General features: G+C 75.3%; 14 protein-coding genes. 5 read left to right on the top strand and 9 right to left on the bottom strand.

The window, feature by feature from the left end; translation table 11 throughout:
• Window position 1: 1 nt before the first annotated feature.
• Both GA0070606_RS09890 and GA0070606_RS09885 read right to left on the bottom strand, forming a co-directional pair.
• Window positions 2–727, bottom strand: a complete 726-nt coding sequence (locus GA0070606_RS09890) for an ABC transporter permease (RefSeq protein WP_091097021.1) — start codon at window positions 725–727, stop codon at window positions 2–4.
• Window positions 711–1,667 carry an ABC transporter ATP-binding protein gene (locus GA0070606_RS09885; protein ID WP_245724633.1) on the bottom strand — a complete coding sequence of 319 codons (957 nt, stop codon included), beginning with the start codon at window positions 1,665–1,667 and terminating at the stop codon, window positions 711–713. Before GA0070606_RS09885 ends, GA0070606_RS09890 begins: the two co-directional genes overlap by 17 nt.
• A gap of 90 nt (window positions 1,668–1,757) precedes the next feature.
• Between GA0070606_RS09885 and GA0070606_RS09880 the strand changes: the two genes are divergently transcribed.
• Window positions 1,758–2,384, top strand: a complete 627-nt coding sequence (locus GA0070606_RS09880) for a TetR/AcrR family transcriptional regulator (RefSeq protein WP_218106002.1) — start codon at window positions 1,758–1,760, stop codon at window positions 2,382–2,384.
• Window positions 2,385–2,571: 187 nt separating this feature from the next.
• Window positions 2,572–2,772 (top strand): MbtH family protein, encoded by a 201-nt coding sequence (locus tag GA0070606_RS09875; protein ID WP_091097020.1) that lies wholly within the window; start codon window positions 2,572–2,574, stop codon window positions 2,770–2,772.
• 332 nt (window positions 2,773–3,104) lie between these two features.
• Here GA0070606_RS09875 and GA0070606_RS09870 read toward each other — a convergent pair whose 3' ends face one another.
• Window positions 3,105–3,623, bottom strand: a complete 519-nt coding sequence (locus GA0070606_RS09870) for a hypothetical protein (RefSeq protein ID WP_091097018.1) — start codon at window positions 3,621–3,623, stop codon at window positions 3,105–3,107.
• Window positions 3,624–3,740: 117 nt separating this feature from the next.
• On the bottom strand, window positions 3,741–3,926 hold the full coding sequence (locus GA0070606_RS09865; protein WP_091107521.1) for a DNA repair protein: 186 nt from the start codon (window positions 3,924–3,926) through the stop codon (window positions 3,741–3,743).
• Between the two features lie 268 nt (window positions 3,927–4,194).
• Between GA0070606_RS09865 and GA0070606_RS09860 the strand changes: the two genes are divergently transcribed.
• Both GA0070606_RS09860 and GA0070606_RS09855 read left to right on the top strand, forming a co-directional pair.
• Window positions 4,195–4,869 (top strand): DUF4396 domain-containing protein, encoded by a 675-nt coding sequence (locus GA0070606_RS09860; RefSeq protein ID WP_245724632.1) that lies wholly within the window; start codon window positions 4,195–4,197, stop codon window positions 4,867–4,869.
• Window positions 4,870–5,008: 139 nt separating this feature from the next.
• Window positions 5,009–5,671: a GNAT family N-acetyltransferase gene (locus GA0070606_RS09855; RefSeq protein WP_091097013.1), complete on the top strand. Its 663-nt coding sequence runs from the start codon at window positions 5,009–5,011 to the stop codon at window positions 5,669–5,671.
• Window positions 5,672–5,973: 302 nt separating this feature from the next.
• Here GA0070606_RS09855 and GA0070606_RS09850 read toward each other — a convergent pair whose 3' ends face one another.
• Genes GA0070606_RS09850 through GA0070606_RS09840 form a run of 3 tightly spaced genes read right to left on the bottom strand, consistent with a single transcriptional unit; the run spans window position 5,974 to window position 7,710 of the window.
• Window positions 5,974–6,672 carry a TetR family transcriptional regulator gene (locus GA0070606_RS09850; protein WP_091097011.1) on the bottom strand — a complete coding sequence of 233 codons (699 nt, stop codon included), beginning with the start codon at window positions 6,670–6,672 and terminating at the stop codon, window positions 5,974–5,976.
• The gene (locus tag GA0070606_RS09845; protein ID WP_091097009.1) at window positions 6,635–7,129 is read right to left on the bottom strand and encodes a thiol-disulfide oxidoreductase DCC family protein; all 495 of its coding nucleotides are present in this window, start codon (window positions 7,127–7,129) and stop codon (window positions 6,635–6,637) included. Before GA0070606_RS09845 ends, GA0070606_RS09850 begins: the two co-directional genes overlap by 38 nt.
• Entirely contained in the window at window positions 7,126–7,710 is a 585-nt protein-coding gene (locus GA0070606_RS09840) for a hypothetical protein (RefSeq protein WP_245724631.1), read from the bottom strand. The genes GA0070606_RS09845 and GA0070606_RS09840 overlap by 4 nt, the downstream gene beginning before the upstream one ends.
• 166 nt (window positions 7,711–7,876) lie before the next feature.
• On the opposite strand from GA0070606_RS09840, the gene GA0070606_RS09835 reads away from it, so the two are divergent.
• Window positions 7,877–8,230 carry an STAS domain-containing protein gene (locus tag GA0070606_RS09835; RefSeq protein ID WP_176737282.1) on the top strand — a complete coding sequence of 118 codons (354 nt, stop codon included), beginning with the start codon at window positions 7,877–7,879 and terminating at the stop codon, window positions 8,228–8,230.
• Window positions 8,231–8,325: 95 nt separating this feature from the next.
• Here the strand turns inward: GA0070606_RS09835 and GA0070606_RS09830 are convergent, their stop codons facing one another.
• Together GA0070606_RS09830 and GA0070606_RS09825 are read right to left on the bottom strand one after the other, a co-directional pair.
• Complete coding sequence (locus GA0070606_RS09830) at window positions 8,326–9,528, bottom strand: PP2C family protein-serine/threonine phosphatase (protein WP_091097005.1); 1,203 nt, start codon at window positions 9,526–9,528, stop codon at window positions 8,326–8,328.
• A 182-nt stretch (window positions 9,529–9,710) separates the two neighbouring features.
• Complete coding sequence (locus GA0070606_RS09825; protein ID WP_091097003.1) at window positions 9,711–11,162, bottom strand: glycoside hydrolase family 3 N-terminal domain-containing protein; 1,452 nt, start codon at window positions 11,160–11,162, stop codon at window positions 9,711–9,713.
• Window positions 11,163–11,252: the final 90 nt, after the last annotated feature.

The raw sequence follows: 11,252 nt of genomic DNA, 5'->3' as shown, positions 1-11,252 counted from the left end.
GTCAGGGTCGGCGGACGATCAGCCGGTAGGTCACCACGAGACCGACCAGGCACCACGCGCCCATGACGAGGTACGGGGTGCCGCTGATGCCGCCGACGAGTGACTCGCGCACGCTCTGCGCCATGTACTGGAACGGGAGCACGACGTGCACGGCCTGCAACCAGCCGGGTAGCCGGTCGACGGGGAAGTTGACGGGGGAGAACATCAGCGTGACGAAGACGACGAGCTGGGTCACCAGCCCCACCGCTGCGGGCGGGAGGGCGTGGGCCAGCCCGTAGCCGAGCGTGGTGGCGGTCAGGGCGACGAGCAGGGCGGCGGGGATCACCAGCGGGCTCGGGTCCAGTCGCAGGTCGAAGCGGAACGCGGCGACGACCAGCGACAGCACGAGCCCGGGCAGCGCGCCCAGGATCCACACGGTGACTCCGGCGGCGACGGAGGCCAGCGGTGGGACGGGCAGCGTCTGGTCGAACTCGAAGCTGCCCTGCAACTTGCTCTGCGCCACCATGTTCGGGGCCATCACCAGGCCGACGGTGATGAGCCCGATGGTCGGGCCGCCGGTGGCGAGGAACGCGGCGCTTGTCGCGTCCACGTCGGGCAGCAGGTACGCGAAGCCGACGATGATGCCGACGGAGAGCCCGGCGGAGACGATCGCGAAGAGCGGGAGCAGGAAGCGCAGCCGCAGCGCGTTCCAGCGCAGCAGCAGGGCGTAGCTACGGAGCCACGACATCGTTGACCTCCTCGTCGGTCGCCGGCTGGTGTTCCTCCAGGGCGAGGTAGATGTCCTCGACCCGCATCGGGTAGAGCGAGAAGTCCTCGACGGCGCCGGCGGCCTGCATGCGCGCCGCCCACTCGGTGGCGGCCACGGCCTCGGCGGTGTCGAGGGCGTACACCAGCCGCTGGCGGTCGCGGCGCGGCGGCTGCGCGGCGAACGCCGGCACGGCGGGCTCCTCGGTGCCGGCCGACAGGCTGACGTCGAGCCGCAGTGCCGGCCCGGCCCCGGCGCGCAGGTCGGCGACGGTGCCCTCGGCGACCACCCGGCCGTGCGCCAGGACCGAGAGCCGGTCGAGGATCCGCTCGACCTCGGTGAGGTTGTGGGTGACCAGCAGGACGGCCGCCCCGTCGTCGGCGAGCGACCGGACCTGCTGCCACAGCAGCCGCCGGCGCACCGGGTCGACGTCGTTGCTGGGCTCGTCGAGCACGATCACCTGGCCCGGCCGCACGGCGGCGAGGCAGTACGCGGCGAGGCGCCGGACGCCGCCGGAGAGGCGCTCGGCCGGGGTGTCGGCCCACTCGGTGATGTCCAGGGCCTCGAGCAGCCGCTGGGTGGCGGTGGCCGCCTCGGCCCGGCCGGCGCCCCGGATCCGGGCGACCAGGGTGATGGCCTGGCGGGGCGTGACGCCCATCAGCGGCACCTGGGCCTGCGGCTGCACCGAGCAGACCCGGTGGGCGAACCCGGGGTCGGCGACCGGGTCGCCGTCGCCGATGCGGATCGTGCCGCTGGTCGGGCGGATCAGCCCGGCGACCTGGTTGACCAGCGTGGTCTTGCCGGCGCCGTTGTGGCCGAGCAGGCCGTAGACCTGGCCGGCGTTCACCCGGATGCTGATGTCGTCGTTGGCCCGCACCCCTCCGCGATACTCCTTGCAGACATGGTCCACACGCAGCACCATGACATCTCCGATACTGGTCGGTATTCAGATACCGCCGAGTATGCGGAATGTGGAGATTGCGGTCAAGCGGAATGACGGGAGAGTCGCCTGATGGAACGGATGGGGCGCCAGGAGCGGCAACGGCAGAACCGCAATCGCCTGCTCGACGCGGCGCAGCGGCTGCTCGCGGAGCGGGGACCGGCGGCCTCACTGGACGACATCGCCGCGGCGGCCGGCCTGACCAAGGGGGCGGTGTACTCCAGCTTCCGCAACAAGGAGGACATCATCCTCGCCCTGCTGGACCGGCAGCTCGACATCATCGGCACCGACCTGACCGAGGTCACCGCGGGCGAGACCGACATGGTGCAGGCGTTCGCCGCCCTCAGCTCGGCCAACTCCACCGGCGACCGGGCCGGGGAGAACGCCGACTTCGCGCTGCTCATGATGGAGTTCTGGATCGCGGCCATGCGCAACCCGAGGGTGCGCCCGCGCTACATCGAGGCGCTGCGCCGCACCCGCGCCGGCATCGCCGCCCACCTGGCCGCCCGGGCCGACGGGCCGGATCCGGCGCTGGTGGCGCGTACGGCGACGCTGCTGCTGGGGCTGGACATCGGGCTGAGCATCCAGCGCCTGGTCGACCCCGAGTCGGTGCCGGAGACCTGGTACGCCGAGGCGTTCGAGCTGCTCGTCCGGCCGCTGTCCGAGGACGCGCAGCGGCCCGACGGCGCCGGTGACTGAGCACCGCCGGCGCGGGGGCCGGGCCGCTCGCCCGCGCCCGGGAGCGAGCTGCCGCCGGCGCGGGGGCCGGGCCGCCCGCCCGCACCGGCATCGAGTGAAGGACGTCGTTGCCCCGGTCGCGTCGGCTGGCATAGGGTCGTCCGGTACCAGTGATCTCATCGACGGGTTCGTGACGGGGAGACGCGGGATGAGTTTCGAGGCGGAGCAGTACGTCGTCGTCCGCAACGCGGAGGAGCAGTACTCGATCTGGCCGGGGGACCGGCCGGTCCCGCAGGGGTGGCGGACGATGGACGTCCGCGGCTCGCGCGAGGAGTGCCTGACCCACATCGAGAACGTGTGGACGGACATGCGCCCGGCCAGCCTGCGGGCGGCCGGAAGCGCGGCCTGACCGGTCGGCGGCGCGCCGCCCCGTCGTCGGCGATGGCGGCGCGCCGCCCCGTCGCCGACAAGGCCGCCGCCGAGTCGACGCTCGTCGCGGCGTTGGAGGCGATCACGAAGGGTGCCCAGGGCTGACGCGGGCGCCGCGCTCCCCGGTTCCGGCGGAGGCGGCGATCGCGCCCGTTCGAGGGTGCCTCCGCCGGGGCTGCCGCGACGACGGGAGTTCGCGCCGTTCGACGCGTGCCTCCGCCGGGGCTGCCGCGGAGTTCGCGCCGTTCGACGGGTGTCTGTGCCGCCGGGGCTGCCGTCACGGCGGCCCCGGCGGCGGTGTCGACGGGCCCGTCAGAGGGCGGCGGGGAAGCCGTACCGGGCGGCGTGCTCGGGGTCGGCCGGGTCGATCTGGCGGATCCCCGCGTCGGCGAGGCGCTTGTTGACCTCGTCGAGCTGCTCGCGCACCAGCCGGGCCTCCTCGTCGGTGACCCGGCCCCGGTGCGGCTTGCCGGCGTGCTCGATGGTGCCGTAGTCGATCTTCTCGGCGCTCTTGCGGGCCTTCGGCGGGCGGACCCGCTCGGCGGTCCTGAGCAGTTGCGCCATCGGCACGTCGGTGGCCATGGCGTCGAACTCACTCGCGGTCAGCACCACCCGCCGGGGCTCGCCGTCGCCGTGTCGGTCGTGGATCTCGACCACCGCCACGTCGAGCGCGGCGTCGTCGATGCTCTCCACCTCGACCGGGGTGGCGTCCAGTCGCACGGGCCCGGCCACCAGGTCAGGGTGCTCCAGGACGACGACGCGGACCACCTCGTCGTCGGGCTGGATCACCGTGCCGCTGAAGTCGGAGACGTGGATCGTCTTCTTGCCCATGCGCGGTGCTTCTCCTGTCGGGGCCGGGGTTGTGGACCAGAAGAAATTACCCGACAGGTGTGCGAAAGCCTCCGCTGGACCGCCCGGGTGTGTCGCCGCCGCCGAACGGGGCGCGGATCAGCGCGGGTTCAGGTTGCGGCGGGTGGAGGCGCCGGCCGGCAGCCGGTTGAGCTCGCCCCAGGAGAGCGCCTCGCCGCGGTTGCCCCGGTACGGCGGCTGGGCGGGAAACCGTCCGGCGTCCTCGGGGGCGCGCCAGAGTCGCTCGGTGTCCTGCTGGTACCGGTCATTCGGCTGATTCGGCATGACCATAACCGTCCCAAAAAAAGTTGTACATGTATGGAAATCGATATGACGGTCGATCGGTGCGTCGGGTTCCCGGAAATCGCGGCCGGATCTCGTGGCATCCATCGGCGGTGGTCCGTACGTGGTGCCCGGCCTGACGCTCTTCAACCGGAGCGTCGGTCGCGGGTTCCGGCGCCCGTCCCCATCGTGCGCCGACGCCTCCCCGTCGCGGCCGGAAGGTGGCGGACGTCTCTTGGCATATACCCCCTAGGGGTATATGGTCTCGGGCATGACGAACGCGAATCTGACCCGGCTGGCGATAACGGCGACCCTGCACTGCCTCACGGGCTGCGCCATCGGCGAGGTCCTCGGCATGGTGATCGGCACCGCCCTCGGCTGGTCCGACCTCGCCACCATCGCCCTCGCGGTCGGCCTCGCCTTCCTCTTCGGCTACTCGCTGACGATCCGGCCGGTGCTGCGCTCCGGCGTACCGCTGCGCACGGCGATCAAGGTGGCGCTGGTGGCCGACACGGTGAGCATCGCGGTGATGGAGGTGGTCGACAACGGCGTCATGCTCGCCATCCCCGGCGCGATGGAGGCCGGCCTGACGAGCTGGGTGTTCTGGGCCAGCCTGGCGGGCGCGCTCGCGGTGGCCTTCGTGGTCACCGTGCCGGTCAACCGGGCGCTGATCGCGCGCGGCCAGGGCCACGCGGTCACCCACCGCTACCACGCCGGGCACGGAAGCGGTCACGCCGGGCACGGGAGCGGTCACGAGGCGAGCCACGCCGGCCACGCGGCCGGTCGGGCCGGGCACGCGACGGGGCACGAGCACGGTCACGTGGGCCACGAGCACGGTCACGTGGGCCACGAGGCGGGCCACGGCGGCAACGCGGGCGGTCGCGCCGGGCGCGAGCATGGACACACGGGGCGCGAGGGCGGCCACGCCGGGCACGCTCGGCACTGAACGGGACCGCGCGCGGGCGCCGGTCGTCCGGCGTACGGTGATCGACGGACGGGCCGGGGCGCGGACGGCGCCCGGCCCGGCACGGCGGGCGGCCCCCGGGGCGGGCGGGCGCCCTCGGCGGACCCGGAAAGGTGACCCCATGCTCGACCGGCGGCTGCACCTGCACCTGGCGAGCTGGCTGGGGCAGTGGCCGGCGGGCCCCGGCCTGCATGTGGTCGGGTCGCACCGGCGGGCCCGGCCGGCCTGGGACGGCCGGCTGCGGCCCGCGATCGCGGTCGTGGCCGGGGCGAGCACCGTGCTCTCCGTGCCGCCGGACCGGGTGGGCGCCGTCCGGGAGCTGGCCTGCCGGCGGGCGGGGCGGCTGCTGCCCGAGCTGCCCCGGGCGGTCGGCCAGCCCGGCTGGGCGGTCCACGACGACGTCTTCCGGTGGAGCGTGGCCCCGACCCCGCTGCCCGACGTGGGGGAGTGGGTGTCCCCGGGCACGCGGGGGCTGCCGTCCTGGCTCCGGCTCTTCGACCGGCCCGTGCTGGTGGTCCGCGACGAGCGTGGCCGCTACCTCTCCGGGGTGGGCATCAAGCGGCACGACGCGTACGGCCACGAGCTGGCGGTGGGGACGACGCCGGCGGCGCGGGGGCAGGGCCTGGCCCGGCGGCTGGTCGCGCAGGCGGCCCGCCGGGTGCTCGACGAGGGCGCGGTCCCGACCTACCTGCACGACCAGGCCAACCTCGCCTCGGCGCGGGTCGCCGCAGCGGCGGGCTTCCCCGACCGGGGCTGGCGGTCGTTCGGGGTGTACCCGCCCTGACCGAGGCGCGTGGCGGGTGGCGCCGCCGCCACGACCGAGAGCGACGGCCCGGTGCGCCTGCGCGACCGAGGGCGACGGCGGGGCGGGGACGGCAGGGCGCGGACCGTGGATCCCGGGCCGGATCCACGGTCCGCAGCCTCCCCCCAGGTCCCGTGCCCCGCGGTGGCGGTGCGGGGCCGGTCGTCGTCCGTGCCGATCACGCTATGTGTCGGTGCGAGGTTCGGCAAGACTCCGACCGGTGGTTCAGACTGTCCAGAAGCGGACTTGACCTGCGGCGGAGCGCTGTCAGGTGACGCGGCGGGTCAGTGACGCAGCGTGCGGATGAGGTCCAGGACCTGCCGGGTGACCGGGCGCAGCACCCGCAGCCGGGACAGCCCCACCAGCCGGTCGATCAGGGGGACCGCGCCGTCGATGAGCTTCCGGGTCTTGGCCTGCCCCGGGGACCGGTCGTGGACCCAGTAGAGGACCACGCCCATGTACGCCAGCCAGAGCAGCTCGGGCAGGTGGGGACGCAGCTCCGCGTCCACCCTCGCCGTGGAGCCGTCGAGCACCTCGGCGAAGAGGTCGACGGCCGCCCGCCGGGGCGCGGACGACTCCTCCGAGAACGGGCTCAGCGGCGAGGTCGGCTCCGCCGCGGTCTTGAAGAAGCTGGCCGCGAAGTCGTGCGACGGGGTGAGCACGTCCACACCGGCGTGCAGCACCCCGGCGAGCCGCGCGGCGAAGTCGGACTCCCGGTCGAGCACCGGTCGCGCCGCCGCCCGGTGCTCGACCTGGGCCCGGGCGTAGAACTCCTGGATCAGGTGGTCCTTCGAGCCGAAGTAGTAGTAGGCGTTGCCCACCGCGACCCCGGCCTCCTGGGCGATGGCGCGCATGGTGGTCCGGGCGTACCCCCGCTCGCGGAACAGCCGCATCGCCGTGTCCAGGATGAGCTGCCGCGTCTGCTCGCCCCGGGCGGTGGCCGGCTCACCCGCAGCGGTCGTCGGCGCAGTCTGCTCGGTCATCGGGGTCACCGTATCCCGCCGGCTCGTCGACCGGCTCCGCCGACGGATCGCGGACGCGTTCGCGTGCCGCCGAGGCGGCGGCGACCACCCGGCGGGCGAGCGGCAGCAGGTGCGGGCGCGCCAGCCGCTCGGCGGTGCCCCGGTGGTCGGCCAGCGCCCAGAGGCAGGCGAACCAGGCGCCGTCTCCCGCGTACACCTCGCCGGTGTCCGCCACCACGGTGAGGTCGCGCAGCGTCGCGTCGTGGTCCAGGCCCGGGAAGCGCCGTCGGGCCTGCGCCGAACCGGCCGGCACGAACTCCAGGGGTACGAGCTGGGCGCGGGACGCCAGCCAGCGGCGGGCGGCGCGACACAGCGGGCAGTGCGCGTCGTAGAGGACGGTGAAGCTCCGGACGCCACCGCCCCCGTGCGCGGTGGCGTCCGGAACCCGGCCCGCGCCCCGGTCGGGCGGGATGGTCATCGGACCGGCGGGGTGCCCGGGCCGCCCTCGGCCGCCCCGTCCGGACCGGCGGGCTGCGGATCGCCGACGGGGTGCGGGCCGGCGGCGGGCTGCGGGCCGGCAGCGGGGTGCGGGTTGCCGACGGGGTGCGGGTTGCCGACAGGGCGGGGGCCGGCGGTGGCGGTCGGGTGGGGGCCGCGCGGCGCGGGGGGCATCGGCAGCCGGCCGACCGGGGCGAGCGGGGGCTGAGTGGCGAGCTGGCGCAGCCGGCCCCGGCGGTACCGGCCGAGCGCGAAGACGTTGAAGAAGTGCAGCGCACCCAGCACCAGCAGCACCAGGCCGATCTTGAGGGACAGCTCCTCCATGGCCTGGGCGGTGGACGCGACGGGATCGGGGTGTTTCATCGCCACGGTGACGTAGCCGAGATTGAGCAGGTAGAAGCCGACCACGAGCAGGCTGTTCACCGCGCCGGCCAGCCGCTCGTCGGCGAACACCTCCTCGAGGAAGACCAGCCCGTTGCGGGAGAGCGCCCGGGCCACCCACACGGTCAGCCCGATGCTGACCGCCAGGTAGACCAGGTACATCCAGACCTTGGTGTCCATCGCCGACGCCTCTCTTGAACGCGTTCAAGTTCCTGGCGTGAGCGTAGGATAGTTCTTGAACATGTTCAAGACGGCGGACGCGGCTGTTCGTGTGGCCGTTCGACGTGGTGGTCGGTATGGTCGGTCCGCGCCGGTCGGCGCATCTTCTCGACGTGAGGCGGCCCCGATGGGTGGACGGGACACGGAGTCGGGGCCGTTGTTCCTGCGGCCGGCCGGCGAGGTCGACATGGCCACCGCCGACGCGTTGGGCGACACGATCACCGACGCGCTGCACCGGCCCGGCGTACGCGAGGTCGTCGTCGACCTCGCCGAAGTCAGCTTCCTCGACTCCAGCGGCGTACGCGTCCTCGTGCACGGCGTCGCCCTGGCCCGGGAGCGCGACGCGACGCTGCGGGTGGCGAACCCGCAGCCGGTGGTGGCGCGGGTGCTGCGGATCACCGGGGTCGGCCCGCTGCTCGGGCTCGTCGACGACGCGGCCGCCCGACCCTCGGTCGCCCGCGGCTGGCGCGGGCTGGACTGATCCCGGTCGAGCCCCGGGCCCGGCCCTGGTCCCCCGGGGCCCGGTGCGGGCCGGGCTGATCCCGCTCGGCTGCCTGCGGGCCGGAGCGATCCCGCTCAGGGCTGCGTGCGGGCGGCGGCCGCGGCCGACCACTCGAGGAGCATCAGGGTGGCGTCGTCCTGGTGGGGCCCGGCCTGGTGCCCGACCACCGCGTGGCTGAGCCGGCGCAGGATCTCCGGCGCCGGCAGCCCCGAACCGATGTGCCGCTCGGCGAGGTCGGCCAGCCGGGGCAGGCCGAACATCTCGCCGGCCGGGTCGCGCGCCTCGGTCACCCCGTCGGTGTGCAGCAGCAGCCGGTCACCGGGTTCCAGCCGCGTCTCCGCCACGTCGACCCGGTCGTCGGGCAGGCCGAGCGGGAGCCGCCGGCCCCCGTCGAGCGCCTGCACGGCCCGGCCCCGGCGCAGCAGGACCGGCGGCGGGTGCCCCGCGTTGACGTAGCGCAGCAGCCCGGTGTCGGTGTCGAACTCGGCGAGCACCGCCGTGACGAACCGCGCGTCCCGCCACTGCGCGGCGATCGCGGCGTCGACCGCGCGCACCAGCCCCGGCAGGTCCGAGCCGGTGCGCCGGGCCGCCCGCAGCGCCGCCAGCGCGACCGAGGTGGTCAGCACCGCCGGTAGGCCGTGCCCGACCCCGTCGAGGATCGCCAGTGCCACGACGCCGCCGTCCACCGCGTAGTCGAACGCGTCGCCGCCGACCTCGTAGCAGGGTTCGAGCAGGGCGCTGACGGTGGTGTCCCAGGCGGCGAAGGTCAGCGGCGGCAGCAGTTGCCAGAGCAGCTCGGCCGAGACCCCCATCGGGCGGCTGCGACGCGTCCGGTGCAGGGTGTCCCCGTGCGTGCCCTTGCTGGTGACCAGGTGGCCGACCATGCCGGAGACGAGGCGGCAGCCGTCGCGGACCCCCTCGTCGGCGAGGTCGGTCCCGGCCGGGGGGAACACCTCCAGCAGCCCCAGCCGGTCGGTGCCGTCGACGACCGGCACCCAGAGCCGGGGCGGCGGCCCCTGCCCGGCGTGCACCTCGACCTGTGTGAACGCGCGACCGGCCAGGCTGCTGTCGATCGGCAACGGATCCGGCGTCGGCCGGCCCCGCTCCGGCAGCGGACGCAGGTCGCGCTGCTCGGCGTCGACCAGGTAGACGGTCACCGCCGCGCCCAGGGGCCGGAGCGCGTCGTTGACCGCCACGGGCAGTTGGTCCGGTGGCAGCCGGTGCGACAGGGACAGGAGATCGGCCAGCGCCCGGTGCCAGGGCTCGATCGCGGTCATTCCGGTGGCATACCCCGCCCCCGCCCGCCAAAGCCGCCCGGCGCGCACCGGATGCGCCACGCCCGCCTGAGGCGCACCGGCTGCGCCACGCCCGCCCGGGGCGCGCCGGTCGTGTCGCGCCCGCCAAAGCCGCCCGGCGCGCACCGGCTGCGCCCCGGGTCGGGCGTCGGTGGCGGCCCGCGTCAGCCGGCCAGGCCGAGCACCTCGGCCGCCGCCCGGCCGTTGGCGTGGCTCGCGCCGTACGTGGTGACGAACGCCCGTACGCCCGCCGGCCGCCAGCGGGCCGGCCAGCCCATCTCGACCACCGTCACCGGGTGCGCGGCGGCCAGCGCGGTCACCAGTTCGGGGCCGCCCGGCAGGCGGTGCAGGTGCCGCCCGACCAGCACGATCGGCCGGTCCCCGGCGAGCCGGCGCAGGGCCGCCGCGTCGGTCTCGGCGGCGACCACCCGCAGCTCCTGCACGCCGTCGAGGTGCGGGCCCAGGCCCCACGGCACCCGCCCCTCGGCGATGGTCGAGGCGGTGTGCAGCTGGACCACCAGCGGACGGTCCAGCGCGGACAGCTCGCCCTCCACGCGGACGGCGCGCCGTGCGGCGGCGTACCCGAGCGTGGTGGGGGTGGCCGGGGCCGCGCCGGTGGCCCGGGTCCAGGCCGCGAGCGCCGCGACGCGCCCGGCCGCCTCCTCGACCCGGGCCCGCTCCAGGCGGCCGTCGGCGAGCGCCCCGACGATCTCCTCGACCACCCGCTCGACCAGTTCGGCGTCGACCTGGGCTCCGATGCAGAGCAGGTCGGCGCCGGCGGCGAGGGCCCGTACGGCGGCCGGGCCCACCCCACCGGCGGCCACCGCGGCGCCCTTCATCTCCAGCGCGTCGGTGATGACGGCGCCGGTGAAGCCGTACTCGTGGCGCAGCAGGTCGACCAGGACCCTCCGGCTGAACGTGGCGGGCCCGTCGCCGGTCAGCGCCGGCACCCGGATGTGCGCGGTCATCACGGCCTGCGCGCCGGCCGCCACGACCGCGGCGAAGGGCGGCAGGTCGCGCTCGCGCAGCACGTCGAGCGGCACGTCCACGGTGGGCAGCTCGTAGTGGGAGTCGGCGACCGTCGCGCCGTGCCCCGGGAAGTGCTTGGCGCAGGCGGCCACCCCGGCGGCCTGGAGGCCGGCCACCGCAGCGGCGGAGTGCGCGGCGACCCGCACCGGGTCGGCGCCGAACGACCGGGTGCCGATCACCGGGTTCTCGTCGGCGGTGTTGACGTCCACGGTGGGGGCGAGGTCGACGGTGATGCCGAGGCCGGCCAGCTCCGCGCCGATGGCCTCGTAGACCCGCCGGGTCAGCGCCACGTCGTCGATCGCGCCGAGCGCCGCGTTGCCCGGGTACGGGCTGCCGGTGGCGTGCGCCAGCCGGGTGACGTCGCCGCCCTCCTCGTCGATGGCGACGAGCACGTCCGGCCGGCCCGCCCGCAGGGCCGCCGTGCTGGCCGCCACCTGCCCCGGGTCGTGGACGTTGGTGCCGAACAGGGTGTGCCCGGCGAGCCCCTCGGCCACCAGGTCGACCGCCCAGTCCGGGGGGATCGGCCCCGGGTACGCGGCGAGCAGCGTGCCGAGCGCGAGCCGGCGCAGTCCTGGATCGAGCCCCACGTGATCTTCCCCTTTCGGTGCCCGACGGCACGGATGTCGTACCGGTGGCGGTCGGCGACCTGTCGGCCGAGCGCCCCGGTCCCGGGCGGC

It is taken from the genome of Micromonospora citrea (genome assembly GCF_900090315.1).
Lineage (GTDB): Bacteria > Actinomycetota > Actinomycetes > Mycobacteriales > Micromonosporaceae > Micromonospora > Micromonospora citrea.
The sequence above is the reverse complement of the archived record's forward strand: the minus strand, read 5'-3'. Positions and strand labels throughout refer to the sequence as shown.